Here is a 21,330-nt window from a genome sequence, read left to right as displayed (position 1 = left end):
GTGGGATCAGATCGGCTCCGCGATCGACTGGATGTGCCTGGTCGCCACCTCGATCATGACCTGGGCCGCCGGCGACAGCACCGCACCGGCCCGGTGCACAATCGCCATCACGTCGTACTGCCGCGGACGCAGCGAGACGTAGCCGACGTGCGGGGCGAGCTGCGGGATGAGCTGTACGGCGCCGCCGCGGGGGATGACCGAGTCGCCGAAGCCGCGCCCGACGAGGTCGACAGCGGTCTCCGCCTCCTCCACCTCGATGCGGGTCTGCGGGTTGTAGCCCGCCTCGTGCAGGAAGCGGCGGAGCACAATCCGGACGGAGTCGGTGGACCGCCACGTCGTCTCCGGCATGATCAGCTGCGCCTTCGCGAGTCGCGCGGCGGTGACCGGCGAGGCGAGTCGCTCGGGATCGGCCGAGATGTAGACGAGCTCGTCCCGGGCCACCGGGATCACGGTCATCCCCTCGCTCTCGACGCTGGTGACGGCGATCATCGCGGCCTCCAGGTGTCCGCGGCGCAGCTGTTCCTGGACCTCGTTGGAGTGCTGGCCGATCAGCTCCACGCGGACTCCGGGGTAGCGCTCGAGCACGTCGGCCACGATCTGCGACCCGGCGTAGAACCGGGCGGCGCCGAACATCCCGAACCGGATCGTGCCGCTCTCCAGCGACACCGCGCTCTGCACCGCCCGTCGCGCCTCCTCGGCCGCGGCGATGGCCTGCTCGGCGTACGGACGCAGGGTGTCGGCCAGCGTGGTGGGCACGACGCCTCGCCCTACCCGCCGGAAGAGGGGCACGCCGAGCGTCTTCTCGAGACCCCGGACCTGCTCGGACACCGACGGCTGCGCATAGCCCAGCTCTTCGGCCGCGGCGGTGAGCGACCCGTGCTCGTACGTCGCGAGGAAGCAGCGCAGCTGGTGCAATGAAAGCATAGGAATCTCCTTTGGATGCCGCTGGAAACCGAGGCTACCCCTAGAGATCCGAATCGGGGACGATTGATCTACGCAACCAGATCTGAGGAGGTCAGCGATGTTCGACAACAACTGCCAGGTGTGTGCCACCCGAGTGCTCATCTTCCAGAGCCAGGTGAGCTCGATGACCAACACGGACCACGGCATCGAGGTCACGTTCACGTGCTGGTGCGGCACCGAGCAGACCCAGGTCATGGGTCGGGCTGCCCGCCGGTCGGCGCACGCCGCCTGAGTCAGCGCTCCAGCGCAGCCACGGCCTCGGCGAGGTCGACCACCGCCCGCTTCGCAGCGGGGGTGCCGGTGTAGAGCGGGGCGTCCAGCTGGAAGCCCATGAAGGCGGCGTCGGTGATCGTCGCGGCCCGCTTGGCGAGGGGCCGGGCGACGCCCGACCTCGTCAGGTGGGTGACCAGCGACCCGTACCAGCGCGCGTTGGCCTCGAGCACCACGCTGGCGTAGGGCTCGTGACCCAGGAGGCCGAGCGCGGCAGCCTCGACGTACAACCGGCTGCACGCCTCGAGGCCGGGGGAGCGGACGCGGGCCCACAGGTCGTGCACGGCGGCCCGCAGGTCCCGCGACGGCGGGAGGCCTGCCACGCCCGCCACTGCGCGGTCGTTGGACTCGCGGAGGATGGCGGCGACCAGGTCGTCCTTGGTGCCGAAGTGATAGAGCAGCATCCGGTCGCTCGTGCCGAGCGAGGCCGCCAGCGGTCGCAGGCTCAGGCCGATCAGGCCGTGCGCGAGGGCGTAGTCGGTCGCCTCTCGCGTCCACACCTGACGGCGTTCGGGGTCCTTGGCCACGGCGTGACTGTAGCAGGTGCTACAGTGCGTGTGTAGCACCTGCTACACATGCCTGAGGAGGAGACATGTACGCCGCCATCGGACTGCTGCTGGCAGCCATCGCCACCGAGGTCGCCGCCACGGCGGCACTTCCGCGCACCCAGGGCTTCAAGGACCCGCTGTGGTCGGCGCTGGTCGTCCTCGGCTACGCAGCCTCGATCTGGCTGCTCGCGCTGGTGGTGCGCCACATGCCCGTGTCCACGGCGTACGCCATCTGGGCCGGCCTCGGCACGGCTGCGGTCGCCGTGATCGGCGCCGTGTGGCTGGGCGAGTCGCTCAACCCGCTCAAGGTCGCCGCGCTCGGCATGATCATCACCGGCGTCGTCGTCCTCAACCTGCAGGGCGCCCACTGACCGGGCACTTCCTCGCGCTCCAGGGCGCTGACCGGGCACTTCCTCGCGCTCCAGGGCGAGGAATCGCCCGGTCGCCGCTCCTCAGCGCGAGGAATCGCCCGGTCGCCGCTCCTCAGCGCGAGGAATCGCCCGGTCGCCCACCCTCAGCGCGGTCGTCTGCGCCGACGCGGGTGGGAGGAAACCCGGGTGAGGCCGGCGCTTCCCGGCCGATAGGCTCGCCGGGACATCCGTCGCACCTCCACCAACGCTTCTGAAGGAGCTCTCGTGTCCGACATCCAGGTCGTCCGCATCCACGCCGATCAGCGTGCGGAGACCTCGGTCACGACGGGCACCAAGGCGTGGGAGCTGTTCCGCGACGACGCCGACGTGGTCGCGGCCCGCGTCGGCGGGTCGTTGAAGGACCTGGCCTACGAGCTGGCCGACGGCGACGAGGTCGAGGGCGTGGCGATCGACAGCGCCGACGGCCGCGACATCCTGCGGCACTCGACCGCCCACGTGATGGCCCAGGCCGTCCAGCAGCTGTGGCCGGACGCCAAGCTCGGCATCGGCCCGCCGATCGACAACGGCTTCTACTACGACTTCGACGTCGAGACCCCGTTCGTCCCCGAGGACCTGGTCAAGATCGAGTCGGCGATGCGCAAGATCATCAAGGAGAACCAGCGCTTCGAGCGCCGGGTCACCACCGATGCCGACGCGTTGACCGAGCTCAAGGACGAGCCGTACAAGATCGAGCTGATCGGCCTCAAGGGCGGCGCGGGTGCGTCCGACACCGAGGGCGCTGCCGTCGAGGTTGGGGCCGGTGAGCTCACCATCTACGACAACATCGGTCGCAGCGGCGAGGCGAAGTGGTCGGACCTGTGCCGCGGTCCGCACCTGCCCACCACCAAGCGGATCCCTGCCTTCAAGCTGATGCGCAGCGCGGCGGCCTACTGGCGCGGAGACGAGAAGAACAAGCAGCTCCAGCGCATCTACGGCACCGCCTGGGAGACCAAGGAGGCGCTCGAGGAGCACCTCCATCGGATCGAGGAGGCCGAGCGCCGCGACCACCGCAAGCTCGGCCGCGAGCTCGACCTCTACTCCTTCCCCGACGAGATCGGGTCCGGCATGGCGGTCTTCCACCCCCGCGGTGGCGTGATCAAGCGGGAGATGGAGGACTACGTCCGCCGCCGGCACCTCGAGGAGGGCTTCGACTACGTCGGCACCCCCCACATCAGCAAGGACGGGCTGTTCCACACCTCGGGGCACCTGCCCTACTACGCGGACACCATGTTCCCGCCGATGGAGATGGAGCACGCCGAGTACCGCCTCAAGGCGATGAACTGCCCCATGCACAACCTCATCTACCGGTCGCGGCAGCGCTCCTACCGCGAGCTGCCGCTGCGGTTCTTCGAGTTCGGGTCCGTCTACCGCTACGAGAAGTCCGGCGTCGTCCACGGCCTGACCCGCGTACGCGCGATGACCCAGGACGACTCGCACTCCTACGTCACCCCCGAGCAGGCGCCGGCGGAGGTCGAGCACCTGCTCACCTTCGTCACCGGCCTGCTGAAGGACTTCGGCCTCGACGACTACTACTTCGAGCTGTCGACCCGCGACGACTCGAAGCCCGACAAGTTCATCGGCTCCGACGACCAGTGGGCGACCGCGACCGAGGTGCTGGAGACCGCGGCGCTGAAGTTCGGCGTGGATCTCGTGCCCGACCCGGGCGGCGCCGCGTTCTACGGCCCGAAGATCTCCGTGCAGGCCAAGGACGCGATCGGCCGGACCTGGCAGATGTCGACCATCCAGTACGACTTCAACCAGCCGGCGGTCGACCGCTTCAACCTCGAGTACGTCGCCGCCGACGGCACCCGCAAGCAGCCGGTGATGATCCACTCCGCCAAGTTCGGCTCGATCGAGCGGTTCATCGGCGTCCTGGTCGAGCACTACGCCGGTGCGTTCCCGCCCTGGCTCGCGCCCGTCCAGGTCCAGGGCATCCCGATCGCCGAGCGCCACAACGACTACCTCTTCGACATCGCCAAGCAGATGAAGGCGCAGGGCTTGCGGGTCGAGGTGGACGAGTCCGACGACCGGATGCAGAAGAAGATCCGCAACGCGCAGCTGCAGAAGGTGCCGTTCATGCTGATCGCTGGCGACGACGACGTCGAGAAGGGCGCGGTCTCGTTCCGCTACCGCGACGGCCGCCAGGACAACGGCGTGCCCCTCGCCGAGGCGATCGAGCGGGTCGCCGCAGCAGTGGCGTCGCGCGAGCAGGTCTGACGCCGTCGTGGCCCCGGACGTACGTCGTCCCGTCGTCGACCTCACCGAGGCGGAGGCGCGCCGCGCCCTGCCCCTCAAGTGGGGCACGGTGCCCGACGACGTGATCCCGGCGTGGGTCGCCGAGATGGACTACGCGGTCGACCCGGTGGTGCTGGAGGCCGTCCAGCGGGCGCTCGCCGACGGAGTCACGGGGTACCCGCTCGATCACTACCCCGAGCTCGGTGAGGCGTACGCCGGCTGGGCCGGGCGCCACTTCGGGTGGGCGCCGGATGCCGCGGCGGTCCGGGCCGTCGTGGACGTCACGGGCGGCGTACGCCTGGCGATCGACGTCCTCAGCGGGCCCGAGGGAGTGGTCTTCCCGACGCCCGGCTACAACGCCCAGCACCGGCTGGCCGGCATCACCGGTCGGGCCGAGCACCTGCTCGAGGTGCCGGCCTCGGCCGAGCGCGCCGAGATCGACCTCGACCGGCTCGACCGGCTCCTCGCCGACGGCGCGCAGACGCTGATCCTGAACCAGCCGCACAACCCGTGGGGCCGCGCGTTCACCCGCGCCGAGCTGGAGGGGATCCGCGACGTCGTCCTCCGCCACGGTGCCCGCGTCGTGTGCGACGAGATCTTCGCCCCGCTGGTGCTGCCAGGCGCGGAGCACGTCTCCTACCTCGCGATCGACGGCACGCACGACCACGCAGTCGCGGTGGTCTCGGCGTCCAAGGCGTTCAACACCGCCGGCTTGAAGTGCGCCCAGCTCGTGGTGCCCTCGGCGGCCGACCGCGCCCGGCTCGACGAGGAGCCGATGTCGCGCAACGACTCGTACTCCGCCCTCGGCGTGGTCGCCGCCCTCGCTGCGTACGACCACGGCGACCCGTGGCTCGCCTCGCTGGTCGAACGTCTCGACCAGCAGCGGTCGTTGCTCGGCTCGCTGCTCGCCACCCACTTGCCCGAGGTGCGGATGCGCCCGCTCGAGGCGACGTACCTCGCCTGGCTCGACGCGTCCGCCTACGGCCACGACGACGCCGCAGCGGTCGCGCTCGAGCGGGGCCGGGTGAGGCTGAGCGACGGCGCGTCGTACGCCCCCGGCTCGACCGGGCACGTCCGGCTCAACATCGCGACGTCGCCCGACCGGCTCACCGAGATCGTCGAGCGGCTGGCGAAGGCCTGGACCTGACGGACCGTGCTGACGTCATACGGACCGGGTGAGTGGTGGCCCTGTCGAGTGGTGGCCCCCTCCGTCTGACGTCCCCGGGCCGGCTCAGACCGGCTTGACGTACCTCCGGCACGGCGAGGTCCACGTCTGCCCGCCGGCGGTCACCTCGTACGGCAGGTCGCCCTCGTCGACCCAGCCGTACTTCTCGTAGAACCGGCGCGCCCGCGCGTTGCCCGCGACCACGGCGAGCCACGCCGACGCGTGCCCGGCAGCGGCGACCTGGCGCTCGGCCTCCGCAAGCAGCACGGCAGCGACACCGGTCCCGCGAGCGGCGGGCCCGACGAAGACCTGCTCCACCTCGTCGCCCACCACCATCACGAACCCGAGCAGCTCGCCCGCGTCGTCGACGCCGACCGTCGTGTCGTCGACGCGCAGGGGAGTGCGCTCGCGGAAGGCCGCCAGGGTTCGCAGGGCTGTCAGCCCCTCGGGCACGTGCCCGGCATGACCGGAGTGCCAGCCCTCGTGCCAGAGGTCCGCCACCGCTGCCATGTCGGCGGCACCGGCCGGCCGGATCGTGGTCATGCGCCCACCCTAGGATCACTGACATGGGTGAACACGGCGCGGACGGTCTCGAACGGATCTGGACGCCCCACCGGATGGCGTACGTCCGCACGGTCGTCGACGACGAGGGGTGCCCCTTCTGCGCGATCCCCGGCCACCCCGACGACGAGTCCCTCGTCGTGGCGCGCGGCGAGTCGACGTACGTCGTGCTCAACCTGCACCCCTACAACCCGGGCCACCTGATGGTGCTGCCCTACCGCCACGTCGCGGACCTCACCGACCTCACCGAGGCGGAGTCCGGCGAGCTGATGGCGATGACGCAGCAGGCGCTGCGCACCATCCGCACGATCAGCAGCCCGCACTCCTTCAACGTCGGGCTCAACCTCGGCCGCTCGGCCGGCGGCTCGCTGTCGGAGCACCTGCACCAGCACGTCGTCCCCCGGTGGACCGGCGACGCCAACTTCATCACCATCGTCGGCGGGACAAAGACGCTCCCGCAGCTGCTCGAGGACACGCGCGCCCTGCTCGCGGACGCGTGGGAGGCGGGTCAGCCGACGGGGTAGGGGTGCTCCGCCGACCGGCCCTGGAACGCCAAGATCGCCGGGTTGCAGATGCGCCCGTCGCGGATCTCGATCGCCCGACTCAGGGTCTCCGACTCGTCCCACGCCTCGGGTCCGCTCAGCACCCGCTCGACGAACGGCAGCAGCGCCTCGCTGTTCTCCCAGGTGGCCGAGTTCCAGAGGTACGACGGGCTGTGGTCGACCGCGTAGTAGTGGACGCGACCGCCGACGGTGAACATCGGGTCGTCGAACGTGGTCGGCACGGCCCAGGAGAAGCCCATCCCCTCGTCGCACGACACGTCGACGATGAGGCTGCCGTTGCGGAAGTCGGCGAGGTCGTCGGTCTGGAGGTACGTCAGCGGCGCGGCCGTGTCCTGCAGCGTGCAGTTGACGACGATGTCGTTCTCCGCCAGGTACGCCGCCAGCGGCTCGCGTCCGCGGTCGGTGATGACGCTGATGCCCGCGCCATCGGGGTCGTGGTCGAACTGCCGGATCCGCACCGAGTGGATGGGCGAGCCGACGGCCGCGACACCGCGGGTGGTCAGCACCGCGACGTCGCCGACGCCGTGGGCCTTGAGAGCGGTGACGGCGCCGCGCGCGGTGGCGCCGAAGCCGATCACCACGGCGCTGAGCCGGCGGCCGTAGTCGCCGGTGATGCCGGCGAGCTCCATCGCCTGCAGCACCGAGCAGTAGCCCGCGAGCTCGTTGTTCTTGTGGAACACGTGGAGCCCGACGTGGCCGTCGGAGGTCCAGTGATTCATCGCCTCGAACGCGATCAGGGTCAGCTCGCGGTCGATCGCCAGCTGGGTCATGGTCGGGTCCTGGACGCAGTGCGGCCAGCCCCAAAGCACCTGGCCGGCGTGCATCCGGGCCACGTCCTCGTGCTGCGGCTTGGGCAGCACCACGACGTCAGAGCCCTCGATGATCGCCTCGCGCGACGCGAACCCGGCCACGTGCGGGGCGAGGTCGTCGTCGCTGATCCCGAAGCGGGCGGCGTACCCGTGCTCGAGCGTCGTCAACGCGGCCACCTCGGGCGCCAGGCGCGAGAGGTGCTCGGGGTGGAGGGGGAGGCGGTGCTCGTTCTCCTTGGCAGACGTGCCGATGACGCCGAGGCTGAGCAGGCTCACTTCTTCTTCGGCAGGAACGTCTCGTCGGCGCCGCTCTTCCCGGCTGTCTTGGCGTGCTTGTCGGCACGCTTTTCCTTGATGGACTTGCCGGACTTCTTGGTCATGCCTTGCCGTGGCGACTTGTCGCTCATCGGGGCTCCCTGGTCGGAAGCCTGGATGGCTCCGTTCGGCCACACTACCCCCCGCACTACCGTGGCCTGCGTGGACGATCCGCGGCTGAGCGCCGACGCAGCCCTGGCCGCCGACATGGTGCGTGAGGCGGCCCTGCTCGCCGCCCGGATCCGGGTCGATGGACTCGACATCGCCCGCAAGACCAGCGGCTCCGACATCGTCACCCAGGCCGACACGGCCGCCGAGCGGCTGATCGTCGAACGCCTCGCCGCGGAGCGCCCGGACGACGCGATCCTGGGCGAGGAGGGCACGTCGCGGCCCGGCACCTCCGGACGTACGTGGGTCATCGACCCGGTCGACGGCACGTACAACTTCTCCCACGGCAGCGACTGGTGGTGCAGCGCGATCGCCCTCGAGACCGAGTCCGACGTGCTGCTCGGCGCGGTGCACCACGCCGCCACTGGCCGTACGTGGGTCGGCGGGCCCGACCTGCCGAGCACCTGCAACGGCGCTCCGCTCGCCGCGCTGCCGGAGACCCCGCGCGAGGCTCGGTGCGCCGTCACCTATCTCCACCCACCGTTCTTCGGCACGGGAGTGGGGGAGGCGTTCGCCCGGGCACTCGGCCAGGTCGGCACGCTGCGGATGCTCGGCTCGGGGACGATGGACGTGATGTCGATCGCATCGGGCCAGTGGGACGTGCTCTTCCAGCACACCGTCGCCGACTGGGACCGGTTGCCGGGCGCGGCGATCATCCGCGGTGCGGGCGGCGACTCCGTCGTCGTACCCGCCGCCGGCGTCGACTGGACCGTCACCGGGGCGTCCGCGGCGGTGGCGGACGTCCGCGCCGCGCTGCTCGACGGGTAGCCTGCGGCCGTGCTCGACAGGTTCAAGCAGTTCTGGCAGGGCGTCATGCTCGCGCCCTTCATCAACCTCTTCATCCGCCTCGGGATCAGTCCCGACGCGGTGACGCTGGTCGGCACGCTCGGAGTGAGCTTCGGGGCGATCTTCTTCTTCGCCCAGGGCTGGGTGTGGCAGGGCGTCCTCTTCATCGCCGCCTTCGTCTTCAGCGACCTCATCGACGGCGCGATGGCCCGCAAGATGGGCCGCAAGGACGACTTCGGCGCCTTCCTCGACTCGACGCTCGACCGGGTCGCCGACGGGGCCCTCTTCGGCGGGCTCGCCCTGTTCTTCGCCTGGCACCACGAGAGCCGCCTCTACCTCGCGCTGAGCCTCGTGATCCTCGTCATGGGCGCCGTGACGTCGTACGCCCGCGCGAAGGCCGACGTCCTCGGCTACGACGCCAAGGTCGGCATCGCCGAACGCCCCGACCGCCTCGTCGGCATGCTCGTCCCGGCCTTCTTCGCCGACGCGCTCGACCTCTGGATCCTGCTCTACGTCGCCCTCTGGGCGCTCGCGATCGCCGCCACCGTCACCGTCGCGCAGCGCATCTGGGTGGTTCGCCGCCAGGCGCTGGAGCGGGCGGCGTCCCAGCCCTGACCAGGTCCCATCCCGATGCATCCTCCGGGGTGGTGCCGCACTACGATCAGGGCATGGCTGAGCACACCCCCCAGACGTCTGGCGAGACCCCCATCGAGCACGGCACGAGCCGCGTCAAGCGCGGCATGGCCGAGATGCTCAAGGGCGGCGTCATCATGGACGTCGTCACCGCCGACCAGGCGAAGATCGCCGAGGACGCCGGCGCCGTCGCCGTGATGGCACTCGAGCGCGTCCCGGCCGACATCCGCGCCCAGGGCGGCGTGTCCCGGATGAGCGACCCCGACATGATCGACTCGATCATCGAGGCCGTCTCGATCCCGGTGATGGCCAAGGCGCGCATCGGCCACTTCGCCGAGGCGCAGATCCTGCAGTCGCTCGGCGTCGACTACATCGACGAGTCCGAGGTGCTGACCCCGGCCGACTACGCCAACCACATCGACAAGTGGCAGTACACCGTGCCGTTCGTGTGCGGTGCGACCAACCTGGGCGAGGCGCTGCGCCGCATCACCGAGGGTGCCGCGATGATCCGCTCGAAGGGCGAGGCCGGCACCGGCGACGTCTCCAACGCGGTCATGCACATGCGCACCATCGGCGGCGAGCTGCGGCGCCTGCACGGCATGGCCGAGGACGAGCTCTACGTCGCGGCCAAGGAGCTGCAGGCCCCGTACGAGCTGGTCAAGGAGGTCGCGGCCGCGGGCAAGCTCCCGGTCGTCCTCTTCACCGCCGGCGGCATCGCCACCCCCGCCGACGCGGCGATGATGATGCAGCTCGGCGCCGAGGGCGTGTTCGTCGGCTCGGGCATCTTCAAGTCCGGAAACCCGGCCGAGCGCGCCGAGGCGATCGTCAAGGCCACGACGTTCTACGACGACCCCGACGTGGTCGCGAAGGTGTCCCGCGGGCTCGGCGAGGCCATGGTCGGCATCAACGTCGACGAGATCCCGCAGCCGCACCGCCTCTCCGAGCGCGGCTGGTAGTCGGCCCCGCTCGTCAGCGCAGGGCTTCCGTCAGCACGGTCGCCGCGCGGCCGAACCCGTACGCCTCCTCGCCCGGCTGGGCGGGCGCGCCGATGCGGATCACCATCGTGCTCGTCGTCGGGTCGACCAGCAGCACCTGACCGCCGAACCCGAGCGCGGCGTACACCTGCTCGGGAGCGCTCGCCGCGAGCTGCCCAGTCACCTGCGTGACCGGCTGGCCCTGTGCGTCGACCGGGTCGGTCGCGCCGCGCAGCGTGCCGGGACGGTTGAGCCACCAGAGGTAGCCGTAGGCCGCGTTGTGTTCGGTCGACGACCGGCCGACCGCGCGGCGCACGTAGCTCCTGTCGAGCAGGCGTCTGCCGTCGACGTTGCCCTGGCCGAGGTAGAGCGAACCGAAGCGGGCGAGGTCGAGGCACGTGGTCTGCAGCCCGTAGACGACCGCCGCGTTGTCGGCGCGGTCGGTGATGAAGGTCGAGTGCGTCATGCCCAGCGGCTCGAAGAGCCGCTCCCGCGCGAACCTCGCGACAGGCATCCCGGTGGCCTTCTCCAGCACCGGCTCGAGCACCTGGATCGCCGCGTTGTTGTACGCCCACGCGGTGCCCGGCGCGTACTGCTGCGGCAGCCCGACGGCGTACCTCGTGCGGCTCCGGGCCCGCAGCAGGTCGGAGTAGTCGGACTGGAGCGACCAGAAGCGGCCGCTGTCGTTGGAGAGCAGGTTGCGCACCGTCACCGTCGCGGCCGGGGTGCCGCGCCACTCGGGGACGTAGCGCGCCACGCGGTCGTCGAGCCGCAGGTCACCGTCGCGGATCGCGATGCCTACCAGCGTGCTCGTCACGGACTTGGTGATCGAGAAGACCTCGCGCGGCACGTCACGGGTGAGCTGCCAGTTCCACTCGCCGGCGAGCTTGCCGTGGCGCAGCACGGCGAAGCAGGTGGAGCCCAGGCGCTTCGCCTCGGCCGCGCCCTCCTCGATCGCGCTGCCCCGCAGGCCGAGGCTCGACGGCGTACGCACGGGCCATCCCTCGACGGTCCGCGAGCGGTCGTCGGCCGGGCTCGAAGTGGCCGCGGGGGTGCTCGCGGTGACGAGCGCGAGGGCCAGGACGGTGGTGATCATCGCCGCCGGACGGGAGAGCCTCATGGGCCCCGACCCTACGGCGACGCGGCAGTCCTAGGATCGGCGATCGTGAATCCCACCATCGGCGTGCTGGCCCTGCAGGGCGACGTACGCGAGCACCTTGCAGCCCTGCGGTCGCTGGGCGCCGACCCGATCTCCGTACGCCGTCCCGGCGAGCTCGCGGCCTGCGACGGGCTGGTGATCCCGGGCGGTGAGTCCACGACGATGATCAAGCTCGCCACGATCTTCGACCTGCTCGAGCCGCTGCGCGAGGCCGTACGCGGCGGGCTGCCCGCCTTCGGCACGTGCGCCGGGATGATCATGCTGGCCGACCGGATCGAGGACGGCGCGACCGGGCAGGAGACGATCGGCGGCCTGCACATCACCGTGCGGCGCAACGCGTTCGGGCGGCAGGTCGACTCCTTCGAGGAGGACCTCCACATCGAGGGACTGGTCGATCCCGTACGCGCGGTCTTCATCCGCGCACCCTGGGTCGAGGCCGTCGACGACGACGTCGAGGTGCTGGCGCAGGTCGAGGCGGGACCGGCCGCGGGTAGGATCGTCGCGGTCCGTCAGGGCCCCCTGATGGCGACCTCGTTCCACCCCGAGGTCGGCAGCGACGACCGGGTCCACGGCATGTTCGTGGACCTGGTGCGCTCGGCCTGACGACCACTGCACCGACTCAGACGGATCGAGGAACTCCATGTCAGGCCACTCCAAGTGGGCAACGACCAAGCACAAGAAGGCCGCCGTCGACGCCAAGCGCGGCAAGCTCTTCGCCAAGCTGATCAAGAACATCGAGGTCGCGGCGAAGCAGGGCGGCGGCGACCCCGCCGGCAACCCGACGCTCTACGACGCGATCCAGAAGGCCAAGAAGAGCTCGGTCCCCAACAAGAACATCGACTCCGCCCTCAAGCGCGGCTCCGGTGCCGAGTCGGGCGGCGTCGACTACAAGACGATCTCCTACGAGGTCTACGGCCCGCAGGGCGTCGCGATCCTCGTCGAGTGCCTCACCGACAACACCAACCGTGCCGCGATGGAGGTCCGCACAGCCGTGACCCGCAACGGCGGCACGATGGCCGACCCCGGCTCGGTCTCGCGCCTCTTCACCCGCAAGGGCGTCGTGATCGTGCCCAAGTCGCAGGACCACGACGGCAGCGTCCGTGAGGTCTCCGAGGACGACGTCCTCGAGGCGACCCTCGACGCCGGCGCCGAGGAGGTCAACGACCTCGACGAGGCCTTCCAGGTCCAGAGCGAGGCCACCGACGTGGTCGCCGTACGCACCTCCCTCCAGGACGCCGGCATCGACTACGACTCCGCCGACGTCGAGTTCGTCGCCAGCCTCGAGATCCCCGTCGACGCCGACGGCGCCGCCAAGGTGATGCACCTCGTCGACGCCCTCGAGGACCTCGACGACGTCCAGGACGTCTTCACCAACGTCGACATCCCCGCCGACGTCCTCGCCGAGCTCGAGTCCGCCGACGCCTGACCGAGGCCCCGCCTCACCCGCTGTAACGCCGGGTTAGTGCTTGTACCCACCCCCGTGCTCCGGGGTGGGTACACCCAGTAACCCGGCGTTACAGCGGGTGAGCTGGACCTCAAACCGTCCACACCCAGCACCCGTACGCCGCTGTCCACAGCCATCGGCCTCGAAGACGCGTCGACGTCGGAGGTCTCTCCCACCGTGGACGCATGTATCTCCCCGCCGTCTCACTCATGGCGTCGCAGCACGGTCTTCTCAGCGCGCCCCAACTCGCACAGGTTGGGCTGGACCCCCACGACGTGGATCGCCTGGTACGCGTCGGCAGGCTCGTGCGCCTCCGACGAGGGGTGTATATCGACGCCGATGCGTGGACGGGCCTGGACCCGTTCCGGGAGCAGCCTGTGCTCCGCATGCGGGCGGCGGCCCTGAGCCTCACCTCGACCCCGTACGCCTTCAGTCACGACTCGTCGGCGATCGTGCTCGGCATGGGCGCACCCGACCCGCGTACGGCGTTGGTGCACGTCAGCCGGCGCAAAGTGCACGGCGACGCGGTCAGGGCGGGGGTGAAGCACCACCTGGCGCCATACGCAGCCAAGGACACGCTCGAGGTCGACGGCCTGGTCGTGCTCGACCGTGCCTGCACAGCCCTCGACATGGTGCGTGAGCACGGACGTGCCCACGGGCTTGCCGCCTGCGATGCCGCGCTCCGCGCGGGCGTGCCACGGTCGGTCCTGCTCGACGTGCTGTCGATCATGGACTGCTGGCCGCACAGCCGCTGCATGCGGTGGTGCATCGAGCACGCTGATCACCTGGCCGAGACCTATCTCGAGTCGCTGGTGCGCGACTTCGTCCTCGAGCTCGGCATCGGCCGACCAGAGCTCCAGTTCGGGCTGAGCGATGGACTCACCACGGCATTCGCCGACATCGTCGTGAAGCGTCACTTCTTCGAGGCGGACGGCCTCCTCAAGTACGGGCCGGACAATCCGAGCGGGCTCGATCCGCTCGTCGTGCTGGCAGAGGAGAAGCGGCGCCACGACTTCCTCACGGGCTTCAAGCTGGGCGGCTCGCGGATCACGTACGTCGACCTCTTCGCGGGTCGGCGTGCGGCCTTGGCCCGGGCGGCGCGCGAGTACGCCGACACCTGCGCGCGCTTCGGGACGGACACCGACGACCTCACGCCGTACCGAGTCGAGCGCCGCCGGTGACTCCTACTCCCGCTGTAACGCCGGGTTACTCCTTGTACCCACCCCCGAGGAACCTAGGGGGTACAAGCACTAACCCGGCGTTACAGCGGGGGCGGCGGACCGGGGGCGGGAGCGGGGGAGAGCGCCCGCGCCCGCGTGTCGTACGCCGGAGCGTCGGCGGGGGAGGTTAGCGTTGCCGGGACGAACAGGTGTTCGGACGATCGGTCGGCGAGAGGGGTGGGGCGTGCGCGTGCTCGGCATCGACCCCGGCCTCACCAGGTGTGGCGTCGGCGTGGTCGACGGGAGCGTCGGGCGCCCGCTGACGATGGTCGACGTGGGGGTCATCCGCACCAGCGCGTCGCTGCCGGTCGCGGAGCGGCTGGTCACCATCGAGCGCGGCCTCGACGCCTGGATCGAGGAGCACCGGCCCGACGCGGTGGCCGTCGAGCGGGTCTTCGCGCGCTCCGACTCCAGCACCATCATGGGCACCGCCCAGGCCAGCGGGATCGCGCTCGTCGTCGCGGCGCGGCGCGGGCTGCCGATCGCCATGCACACCCCCAGCGAGGTCAAGGCCGCCGTCTCCGGCAACGGCCGGGCCGACAAGGCACAGGTCGGCGCGATGGTTGTACGGATCCTTCGTCTGTCCGAGCCGCCCAAGCCCGCCGATGCCGCCGACGCCCTGGCGCTGGCCATCACCCACCTCTGGCGGGGCGCTGCGCAGTCCCGCATCGAGGCGGCCATGGCCAACGCCAAGGCCGCACAGAAGATCGTGAGAACCAGATGATCGCCTTCGTCCGCGGCGAGGTCGCCGCCGTCACGCTCAACAGCGCCGTGCTCGAGGTTGGCGGCGTCGGCCTCGAGCTGATGTGCACCCCCGGCACCCTCGCCACGCTGCGCGTCGGGCGGCCGGCCACGCTGCCCACCAGCATGGTCGTGCGCGAGGACAGCCTCACGATCTTCGGCTTCCTCGACGACGACGAGAAGCAGATCTTCGAGATCGCGCAGACCGCCTCGGGCGTCGGCCCCAAGGTCGCCCAGGCGATCGTCGCGGTGATGAGCCCCGACGACGTACGCCGCGCGATCATGACCGAGGACGTCAAGACACTGACGCGGGTGCCGGGCATCGGCCAGAAGGGTGCGCAGCGCATCATCCTCGAGCTCAAGGACCGCATCGGCCCGCCCACCGGCGGACACCACGCCGCGGCCGCGGCGACGCAGCACGCGCCCTGGCGCGACCAGGTGCAGCAGGGCCTCATCGGGCTCGGCTGGTCGACCAAGGAGTCCGAGAGGGCGGTCGAGGCAGTCGCCCCCGACGCCGGCGAGATGCCCGACGTCGGCGCCCTCCTGCGCGCCGCGCTCCGCACGCTGAGCAAGGCGTGAGGGGGCAGCGATGGACTGGGACGACACCGACGTCGACGACGAGCTGACCGAGGCCGACCTGAGCGGCGCCGAGCTGAGCCACCTGCAGCGGCTCACCGACGCGGATGCCGACGGCGACGAGCGCGCCGTCGAGGCCGCGCTCCGCCCCAAGACCCTCGACGAGGTCGTCGGGCAGGTGCGCGTACGCGACCAGCTGGGCCTGGTCCTCGAGGCCGCCCGCCGCCGCGGCCGGGCGCCCGACCACGTCCTGTTGTCCGGTCCGCCCGGGCTCGGCAAGACGACCCTCGCGATGATCATCGCGAGCGAGATGAGCACTCCGCTGCGGCTCACGAGCGGCCCGGCGATCACCCACGCCGGCGACCTGGCGGCCATTCTCTCCGGCCTCAACGAGGGCGACGTCCTCTTCATCGACGAGATCCACCGGATGTCGCGGCCCGCCGAGGAGCTGCTCTACATGGCGATGGAGGACTTCCGCGTCGACGTCATCATCGGCAAGGGTCCGGGCGCCACCGCGATCCCGATCGAGATCCCGCCCTTCACCCTCGTCGGCGCGACCACCCGGGCGGGCCTGCTGCCGGGGCCGCTGCGCGACCGCTTCGGCTTCACCGCGCACCTCGAGTTCTACGAGCCCCACGAGCTCGACCAGATCGTGCACCGCTCCGCCGGCCTGCTCGGCGTACACCTCACCGCCGAGGGATCGAGCGAGATCGCCGGGCGCTCACGCGGCACACCCCGCATCGCCAACCGCCTGCTGCGGCGCGTCCGCGACTACGCCCAGGTCCGCGCGGACGGCGTGCTGACGCTGCCGGTGGCGCAGGCCGCGCTCGAGCTGTTCGAGGTCGACGAGTCCGGCCTCGACCGCCTCGACCGGGCCGTGCTCGACGTGCTGTGCCGCCGCTTCGGTGGGGGACCGGTCGGCATCTCGACCCTCGCCGTCGCCGTCGGCGAGGAGCGCGAGACCGTCGAGGAGGTCGCCGAGCCGTTCCTGGTCCGCACCGGCCTCCTCGCCCGTACGCCGCGCGGGCGCGTCGCGACGCCCGCCGCCTGGCACCACCTCGGCCTGACCCCGCCGGCGATCCCGACGATCGACTCCACCCTCTTCGACGAGGTGTGAGTGGAGAGGTGAGCGCCGCGTAGACTCCACGCGCTCACGCACCCCACCCTCCTAGGAGAGCCCCGACCGTGAACGACCTCGCCGCACTTCTTCCCCTGGTCGCCATCCTGGCCCTGTTCTGGTTCATGGTGGTCCGCCCGCAGCAGCGCCGGCAGAAGGCGGTCGTCGCCCTGCAGGAGAGCATCGAGGTCGGTCAGCGCGTGATGATGACCTCCGGCGTCTACGGCACGGTGCGCTCGCTCGACGACGAGCGCGCCCGCCTCGAGATCGCCCCGGGCACCGAGATCGAGATCGCCCGCGCCGCGATCGCGAAGCTCGACGCACCCGTCGGGCCGGTCGACGGGCCGGTCGACGATGCCTGACCGGCGTACGGCGCAGGAGGCGCTGAGCCGCCTCACCGTCGACGTCGCCGACTGGCCGCAGGAGGGCGTGACGTTCAAGGACATCACCCCGGTCCTCGCCGACCACCATGCCTTCTCCGCGATCATCACCGCGCTCGCGGCCGCCGGTCGTGACGACCACGGCAACGTCGTGGTCGACAAGGTCGTCGGGATGGAGGCCCGCGGCTTCATCCTCGCCGCGCCGGTGGCGCTGGCCCTCGGCATCGGCTTCGTGCCGGTGCGCAAGCACGGCAAGCTCCCGCGTGCCACCCACGCCGTGTCGTACGCGCTCGAGTACGGCGAGGCGACCCTCGAGGTGCACCGCGACGCCATCGAGCCGGGGGAGCGGGTGCTCATGGTCGACGACGTGCTCGCCACCGGCGGCACCGTCGTGGCGACCCGGCAGCTCATCGAGGCCTGCGGTGGCGTTGCCGTCGGCGCCTCGGTGCTGATGGAGCTCGGCTTCCTCGACCCGCGCTCGGTCACCGGCGACCTGCCGATCGCCACCCTGCTGACGATCTGACGCCTTCCCGCGGCGAGAGTGGCGCACAGGTCTGCAGGGCGCCTCACTAGACTCGACCCATGGCAGAGGAGCAGGTCCCCGCGCAGGAGGTCAGGGCACCCCTGACCGCGCGCGGCATGCGCGCCCGCCTCGCCCGCGTCGGCACCCGTCCGCCGACCCAGAACCCGGTCCTCGAGCCGCTCTTCCGCGCTGTCCGCGCCAACCACCCCAAGGCCGACCTCGCCCTCCTCGAGCGGGCGTACGCCGAGGCCGACAAGTGGCACACCGGTCAGATGCGCAAGAGCGGCGACCCCTACATCACCCACCCGCTCGCGGTCACCACGATCCTGGCCGACATCGGCATGACCGAGCCGACCCTCGTCGCAGCCCTGCTGCACGACACCGTCGAGGACACGCCGTACACGCTGGAGGCGCTGCGCGCCGACTTCGGTGACGAGGTCGCGCTGCTGGTCGACGGCGTCACCAAGCTCGACAAGGTGCAGTACGGCGCCTCGGCGCAGGCCGAGACCATCCGCAAGATGATCGTGGCGATGTCGCGCGACATCCGGGTGCTGGTGATCAAGCTCGCCGACCGGCTCCACAACATGCGCACCCTGCGCTACGTCCCGGCCGCCTCGCAGGAGCGCTCGTCGCGCGAGACCCTCGACATCTACGCCCCGCTGGCCCACCGGCTCGGCATGAACACCCTCAAGTGGGAGCTGGAGGACCTCGCCTTCACGACCCTCCACCCCAAGATCTACGACGAGATCGTACGGATGGTCGCCGAGCGCGCGCCGTCGCGCGACCAGTTCTTGGCCGAGGTCGTCGCCGAGATCGAGCAGGACCTCAAGGCGGCGAAGATCAACGCCAAGGTCACCGGCCGGCCCAAGCACTACTACTCGATCTACCAGAAGATGATCGTCGGCGGCCGCGACTTCTCCGACATCTACGACCTGGTCGGCATCCGGATCCTCGTCGACGAGGACCGCGACTGCTACAGCGCACTCGGCGTCATCCACTCGCGCTGGAACCCGGTCCTGGGGCGGTTCAAGGACTACGTCGCGATGCCGAAGTTCAACATGTACCAGTCGCTCCACACCACGGTCATCGGCCCCGCCGGCAAGCCGGTCGAGGTGCAGATCCGTACGTTCTCCCAGCACCGCCGCGCCGAGTACGGCGTCGCCGCGCACTGGAAGTACAAGGAGAACAGCAAGGCCGGCGTCGACACCGACCGCCTCGGCGACAAGGACGACCTCACCTGGCTGCGCCAGCTGCTCGACTGGCAGAGCGAGGTCGAGGACCCGGGCGAGTTCCTCGAGTCCCTGCGCTTCGAGATGAACCAGTCGCAGGTCTACGTCTTCACGCCGCGCGGTGACGTGATCCCGCTGCCGGGCGGTGCCACCCCTGTCGACTTCGCGTACGCCGTCCACACCGAGGTGGGCCACCACACGATCGGCTCGCGGGTCAACGGCCGCCTGGTGCCACTGGAGTCGACGCTCGACAACGGCGACGTGGTCGAGGTCTTCACCTCCAAGTCGCCCACGTCGGGGCCCTCGCGCGACTGGCTCAACTTCGTGCAATCACCGCGGGCCCGCTCCAAGATCCGCCAGTGGTTCACCAAGGAGCGGCGCGAGGAGGCGATCGAGCGCGGCAAGGACCAGATCGCCAAGCTCATGCGCAAGGAGGGGCTGCCCCTCACCCGCCTGATGACCCATGACGTGCTGGCGCTGGTGGCCGAGCACTTCCACCACGCAGACGTCTCCGCCCTCTATGCCGCGGTCGGCGAGGGCAACCTCAGCGCCCAGGCCGTCGTACGCCGGGTCATCGACCTGCACGGCGGTGACGACGGCGCGCAGGAGGACATGTCCGAGGGCGTCACGATCACCGGTCGCTCGCGCGCCAAGCGCTCGCCCACCGACTCCGGCGTGATCGTCCCGGGCGTGGACGACCTCTGGGTCAAGCTCGCCAAGTGCTGCACGCCGGTGCCGCCCGACTCGATCCTCGGCTTCGTCACCAAGGGCGGGGGAGTCTCGGTCCACCGGCGCGACTGTACGAACGCCTCCAGCCTGCTCACCCAGCCGGAGCGCGTGCTCGAGGTCGAGTGGGCGCCGACGTCGCAGTCGACCTTCCTGGTCAACATCCAGGTCGAGGCGCTCGACCGCGCCCGCCTGCTCTCCGACATCACCATGGCGCTCTCGGACGCCCACGTGAACATCCTCAGCGCGACGCTCTCCACCACCCGCGACCGGGTTGCGAAGAGCCGGTTCTCCTTCGAGATGGCCGACGCCGCCCACCTCGACGGCGTGCTCCGCGCAGTCCGCGCGGTGCCGGGCGTCTTCGACGCCTACCGCGTCACCGCCTGAATCAAGGGTGAGCTCCCCCTTCGTGCTCGTGCCGAGGTGATCGGGCACTTCGTGCCCGTGTTGCGCAACGAAGTGCCCGGTCACCACTCAAGACGGGCACGAAGTGCCCGGTCAGTGCTCCGGACGGGCACGAAGTGCCCGGTCAGCCGAAGTCGGCGGCGGCCTTGCGTGCCATGTCGAGGAACGCCTGCTTGTTGGCGAGCTCGGACTCGAGGTCCTTGGTGCGCCTGGCGTCGCCGGCGGCCGTGGCCTTGTCCAGCTTGGCCTGCGTCTCGGCGATGCCGGCCTCGAGCTTGCCGATCATGTCGTCGGCGCGGGCCGACTTCTCCGGGTCGCTGCGACTCCACTGCTCGTCCTCGACCGCCCGGATGGCCTGCTCGACCTTGCGGATCCGGGCCTCGAGGTCCTTCATCCGGTCGCGCGGCACCTTGCCGGCCGCGTCCCACCGGTCGGCCAGGTCGCGGAAGGCCTTCTTGGTCGCGTCGAGGTCCGTCACCGGGACGAGCTTCTCGGCCTCGACGAGGATCTGCTCCTTGACGTCCGCGTTGGCGGCGAACTCCTCGTCGAGCGCCGCGTTGGCGGCGTCGCGGGCACCGAAGAAGGTGTCCTGGGCTCCCCGGAAGCGCTGCCACAGCTGGTCGTCCACCTCGCGCGGAGCCGGTCCGGCCGACTTCCACTCGCGCATGAGGTCGCGGTAGCGACCCGCGGTCGGGCCCCACTCGGTCGACGTCGACAGCGCCTCGGCCTCCTTGGCCAGCCGCTCCTTGATGACGCGGGCGCCGTCGCGGCGCTCGTGCTCCTCGGAGAAGTGCGCCTTGCGGTGCCGGGTGTACGTCGTCCGCGCGGTGGAGAAGCGACGCCACAGTGCGTCGTCGGTGGCCCGGTCCAGCCGGGGCAGCTCCTTCCACGTCGCGAGGAGGTCGCGCAGCCGGTTGGCGCCGTTGCGCCAGTCGGTGCCCTCGGCCAGCTTCTCGGCCTCGGCGACGAGCTTCTCCTTCTCCGTCTTCGACTCCGCGGTCTTCTGCGCGCGCTCCTCCTTGCGGGCCGAGCGCTGGACCGCGATGACGGGGGCGAGCGCGTCGAGCCGGCCCGCCAGGGACACGAGGTCCCCGACGGCGTGGGCGTCGACGACCTGCTCCCGGAGCGCACGTACGGAGGAGGTCGCCTCCTCCGGCGCGAGCCGGCCCGACGCCACCCGCTGCTCGAGCAGGTGGACCTTGCCCTCCAGCTCGTCGAAGCGCTTGGTGAAGAAGTCCAGGGCCTCGTCCGGAGTGCCGGCCTCGTAGGACCCGACGGAACGCTCCCCGTCAGCGGTGCGGACAAAGACTGTGCCGTCCTCGGCGACCCGGCCCCACGCTGTGTCAGCGGGGGCCACGGCGTCGCTGGACTGCTTGTCGGCGCTCATGGTCAACCATCGTAGTCATGGCC

24 protein-coding genes and 1 pseudogene are annotated in these 21,330 nt (G+C 70.8%); 18 read left to right on the top strand and 7 right to left on the bottom strand.

Annotated features, from left to right (window positions below):
• Window positions 1-6 precede the first annotated feature (6 nt).
• Window positions 7-924, bottom strand: a complete 918-nt coding sequence (locus EUA94_RS04480; RefSeq protein ID WP_129425083.1) for a LysR family transcriptional regulator — start codon at window positions 922-924, stop codon at window positions 7-9.
• Between the two features lie 97 nt (window positions 925-1,021).
• Between EUA94_RS04480 and EUA94_RS22040 the strand changes: the two genes are divergently transcribed.
• Complete coding sequence (locus EUA94_RS22040; protein WP_165356799.1) at window positions 1,022-1,195, top strand: hypothetical protein; 174 nt, start codon at window positions 1,022-1,024, stop codon at window positions 1,193-1,195.
• 1 nt (window position 1,196) lies between these two features.
• On the opposite strand, the gene EUA94_RS04475 is transcribed toward EUA94_RS22040, so the two are convergent.
• Entirely contained in the window at window positions 1,197-1,760 is a 564-nt protein-coding gene (locus EUA94_RS04475; RefSeq protein ID WP_129425081.1) for a TetR/AcrR family transcriptional regulator, read from the bottom strand.
• A 65-nt stretch (window positions 1,761-1,825) separates the two neighbouring features.
• On the opposite strand from EUA94_RS04475, the gene EUA94_RS04470 reads away from it, so the two are divergent.
• The 3 genes from EUA94_RS04470 (at window position 1,826) to EUA94_RS04460 (ending at window position 5,573) form a co-directional block, all read left to right on the top strand.
• Window positions 1,826-2,152, top strand: a complete 327-nt coding sequence (locus tag EUA94_RS04470) for a DMT family transporter (protein ID WP_207210391.1) — start codon at window positions 1,826-1,828, stop codon at window positions 2,150-2,152.
• Between the two features lie 264 nt (window positions 2,153-2,416).
• Window positions 2,417-4,408, top strand: coding sequence for a threonine--tRNA ligase (gene thrS, locus EUA94_RS04465; protein WP_129425080.1), 1,992 nt, complete (start codon window positions 2,417-2,419; stop codon window positions 4,406-4,408).
• Between the two features lie 7 nt (window positions 4,409-4,415).
• Entirely contained in the window at window positions 4,416-5,573 is a 1,158-nt protein-coding gene (locus tag EUA94_RS04460) for a MalY/PatB family protein (protein WP_129425078.1), read from the top strand.
• An 84-nt stretch (window positions 5,574-5,657) separates the two neighbouring features.
• Here the strand turns inward: EUA94_RS04460 and EUA94_RS04455 are convergent, their stop codons facing one another.
• The gene (locus EUA94_RS04455; protein ID WP_129425076.1) at window positions 5,658-6,134 is read right to left on the bottom strand and encodes a GNAT family N-acetyltransferase; all 477 of its coding nucleotides are present in this window, start codon (window positions 6,132-6,134) and stop codon (window positions 5,658-5,660) included.
• Window positions 6,135-6,157: 23 nt separating this feature from the next.
• On the opposite strand from EUA94_RS04455, the gene EUA94_RS04450 reads away from it, so the two are divergent.
• Entirely contained in the window at window positions 6,158-6,676 is a 519-nt protein-coding gene (locus EUA94_RS04450; RefSeq protein WP_129425074.1) for an HIT family protein, read from the top strand.
• Here the strand turns inward: EUA94_RS04450 and EUA94_RS04445 are convergent.
• Both EUA94_RS04445 and EUA94_RS22865 read right to left on the bottom strand, forming a co-directional pair.
• Complete coding sequence (locus tag EUA94_RS04445; protein WP_129425072.1) at window positions 6,661-7,800, bottom strand: N(5)-(carboxyethyl)ornithine synthase; 1,140 nt, start codon at window positions 7,798-7,800, stop codon at window positions 6,661-6,663. The genes EUA94_RS04450 and EUA94_RS04445 overlap by 16 nt on opposite strands.
• Entirely contained in the window at window positions 7,797-7,931 is a 135-nt protein-coding gene (locus EUA94_RS22865; RefSeq protein WP_277986077.1) for a hypothetical protein, read from the bottom strand. Before EUA94_RS22865 ends, EUA94_RS04445 begins: the two co-directional genes overlap by 4 nt.
• Window positions 7,932-8,001: 70 nt before the next feature.
• On the opposite strand from EUA94_RS22865, the gene EUA94_RS04440 reads away from it, so the two are divergent.
• From EUA94_RS04440 to pdxS, 3 genes are read left to right on the top strand one after another with little or no spacing between them, the layout of a single operon-like run.
• Window positions 8,002-8,775, top strand: a complete 774-nt coding sequence (locus EUA94_RS04440; protein ID WP_242494668.1) for an inositol monophosphatase family protein — start codon at window positions 8,002-8,004, stop codon at window positions 8,773-8,775.
• A 9-nt stretch (window positions 8,776-8,784) separates the two neighbouring features.
• The gene (pgsA, locus tag EUA94_RS04435; RefSeq protein WP_129425068.1) at window positions 8,785-9,408 is read left to right on the top strand and encodes a phosphatidylinositol phosphate synthase; all 624 of its coding nucleotides are present in this window, start codon (window positions 8,785-8,787) and stop codon (window positions 9,406-9,408) included.
• Window positions 9,409-9,461: 53 nt separating this feature from the next.
• Complete coding sequence (gene pdxS / locus EUA94_RS04430) at window positions 9,462-10,382, top strand: pyridoxal 5'-phosphate synthase lyase subunit PdxS (RefSeq protein ID WP_129425066.1); 921 nt, start codon at window positions 9,462-9,464, stop codon at window positions 10,380-10,382.
• Window positions 10,383-10,395: 13 nt separating this feature from the next.
• Here pdxS and EUA94_RS04425 read toward each other — a convergent pair whose 3' ends face one another.
• On the bottom strand, window positions 10,396-11,520 hold the full coding sequence (locus tag EUA94_RS04425) for a serine hydrolase domain-containing protein (RefSeq protein WP_129425064.1): 1,125 nt from the start codon (window positions 11,518-11,520) through the stop codon (window positions 10,396-10,398).
• A 42-nt stretch (window positions 11,521-11,562) separates the two neighbouring features.
• Here EUA94_RS04425 and pdxT point away from each other — a divergent pair, with 42 nt between their 5' ends.
• The 10 genes and pseudogenes from pdxT to EUA94_RS04380 all read left to right on the top strand — a co-directional run bounded on the left by pdxT (window position 11,563) and on the right by EUA94_RS04380 (window position 19,902).
• Entirely contained in the window at window positions 11,563-12,162 is a 600-nt protein-coding gene (gene pdxT, locus EUA94_RS04420) for a pyridoxal 5'-phosphate synthase glutaminase subunit PdxT (protein ID WP_129425197.1), read from the top strand.
• Between the two features lie 37 nt (window positions 12,163-12,199).
• Complete coding sequence (locus EUA94_RS04415; protein ID WP_129425062.1) at window positions 12,200-12,985, top strand: YebC/PmpR family DNA-binding transcriptional regulator; 786 nt, start codon at window positions 12,200-12,202, stop codon at window positions 12,983-12,985.
• A gap of 203 nt (window positions 12,986-13,188) precedes the next feature.
• Window positions 13,189-13,320: pseudogene (locus EUA94_RS23090) on the top strand (type IV toxin-antitoxin system AbiEi family antitoxin domain-containing protein); the annotation flags it as partial.
• 60 nt (window positions 13,321-13,380) lie between these two features.
• The gene (locus tag EUA94_RS04410; protein WP_242494667.1) at window positions 13,381-14,184 is read left to right on the top strand and encodes a hypothetical protein; all 804 of its coding nucleotides are present in this window, start codon (window positions 13,381-13,383) and stop codon (window positions 14,182-14,184) included.
• 223 nt (window positions 14,185-14,407) lie between these two features.
• Window positions 14,408-14,947 carry a crossover junction endodeoxyribonuclease RuvC gene (gene ruvC, locus EUA94_RS04405; protein WP_129425058.1) on the top strand — a complete coding sequence of 180 codons (540 nt, stop codon included), beginning with the start codon at window positions 14,408-14,410 and terminating at the stop codon, window positions 14,945-14,947.
• The gene (ruvA, locus tag EUA94_RS04400; protein WP_129425056.1) at window positions 14,944-15,543 is read left to right on the top strand and encodes a Holliday junction branch migration protein RuvA; all 600 of its coding nucleotides are present in this window, start codon (window positions 14,944-14,946) and stop codon (window positions 15,541-15,543) included. The genes ruvC and ruvA overlap by 4 nt, the downstream gene beginning before the upstream one ends.
• Window positions 15,544-15,553: 10 nt before the next feature.
• Entirely contained in the window at window positions 15,554-16,657 is a 1,104-nt protein-coding gene (gene ruvB, locus EUA94_RS04395) for a Holliday junction branch migration DNA helicase RuvB (RefSeq protein WP_129425054.1), read from the top strand.
• Between the two features lie 68 nt (window positions 16,658-16,725).
• Window positions 16,726-17,019 carry a preprotein translocase subunit YajC gene (gene yajC, locus EUA94_RS04390; protein ID WP_129425052.1) on the top strand — a complete coding sequence of 98 codons (294 nt, stop codon included), beginning with the start codon at window positions 16,726-16,728 and terminating at the stop codon, window positions 17,017-17,019.
• Complete coding sequence (locus EUA94_RS04385; protein WP_129425050.1) at window positions 17,012-17,560, top strand: adenine phosphoribosyltransferase; 549 nt, start codon at window positions 17,012-17,014, stop codon at window positions 17,558-17,560. The genes yajC and EUA94_RS04385 overlap by 8 nt, the downstream gene beginning before the upstream one ends.
• A 59-nt stretch (window positions 17,561-17,619) precedes the next feature.
• The gene (locus EUA94_RS04380) at window positions 17,620-19,902 is read left to right on the top strand and encodes a RelA/SpoT family protein (RefSeq protein WP_242494666.1); all 2,283 of its coding nucleotides are present in this window, start codon (window positions 17,620-17,622) and stop codon (window positions 19,900-19,902) included.
• A 142-nt stretch (window positions 19,903-20,044) separates the two neighbouring features.
• Here the strand turns inward: EUA94_RS04380 and EUA94_RS04375 are convergent, their stop codons facing one another.
• On the bottom strand, window positions 20,045-21,307 hold the full coding sequence (locus EUA94_RS04375; protein ID WP_129425048.1) for a DUF349 domain-containing protein: 1,263 nt from the start codon (window positions 21,305-21,307) through the stop codon (window positions 20,045-20,047).
• Window positions 21,308-21,330: the final 23 nt, after the last annotated feature.

Source organism: Nocardioides zhouii, assembly GCF_004137345.1.
Taxonomy (GTDB): domain Bacteria; phylum Actinomycetota; class Actinomycetes; order Propionibacteriales; family Nocardioidaceae; genus Nocardioides; species Nocardioides zhouii.
Note: the sequence above shows the minus strand (reverse complement) of the source record. Positions and strands in the feature narration are given on the sequence as shown.

Bases quoted from the DNA above. Each gene is read 5' to 3' on its own strand.
- EUA94_RS04480 (WP_129425083.1), bottom strand. From the start codon at position 924: ATGCTTTCATTGCACCAGCTGCGCTGCTTCCTCGCGACGTACGAGCAC.
- EUA94_RS22040 (WP_165356799.1), top strand. From the start codon at position 1,022: ATGTTCGACAACAACTGCCAGGTGTGTGCCACCCGAGTGCTCATCTTC.
- EUA94_RS04470 (WP_207210391.1), top strand. From the start codon at position 1,826: ATGTACGCCGCCATCGGACTGCTGCTGGCAGCCATCGCCACCGAGGTC.
- EUA94_RS04455 (WP_129425076.1), bottom strand. From the start codon at position 6,134: ATGACCACGATCCGGCCGGCCGGTGCCGCCGACATGGCAGCGGTGGCG.
- EUA94_RS04450 (WP_129425074.1), top strand. From the start codon at position 6,158: ATGGGTGAACACGGCGCGGACGGTCTCGAACGGATCTGGACGCCCCAC.
- EUA94_RS22865 (WP_277986077.1), bottom strand. From the start codon at position 7,931: ATGAGCGACAAGTCGCCACGGCAAGGCATGACCAAGAAGTCCGGCAAG.
- pdxS (WP_129425066.1), top strand. From the start codon at position 9,462: ATGGCTGAGCACACCCCCCAGACGTCTGGCGAGACCCCCATCGAGCAC.
- EUA94_RS04425 (WP_129425064.1), bottom strand. From the start codon at position 11,520: ATGAGGCTCTCCCGTCCGGCGGCGATGATCACCACCGTCCTGGCCCTC.
- EUA94_RS04415 (WP_129425062.1), top strand. From the start codon at position 12,200: ATGTCAGGCCACTCCAAGTGGGCAACGACCAAGCACAAGAAGGCCGCC.
- ruvA (WP_129425056.1), top strand. From the start codon at position 14,944: ATGATCGCCTTCGTCCGCGGCGAGGTCGCCGCCGTCACGCTCAACAGC.
- ruvB (WP_129425054.1), top strand. From the start codon at position 15,554: ATGGACTGGGACGACACCGACGTCGACGACGAGCTGACCGAGGCCGAC.
- EUA94_RS04385 (WP_129425050.1), top strand. From the start codon at position 17,012: ATGCCTGACCGGCGTACGGCGCAGGAGGCGCTGAGCCGCCTCACCGTC.
- EUA94_RS04380 (WP_242494666.1), top strand. From the start codon at position 17,620: ATGGCAGAGGAGCAGGTCCCCGCGCAGGAGGTCAGGGCACCCCTGACC.
- EUA94_RS04375 (WP_129425048.1), bottom strand. From the start codon at position 21,307: ATGAGCGCCGACAAGCAGTCCAGCGACGCCGTGGCCCCCGCTGACACA.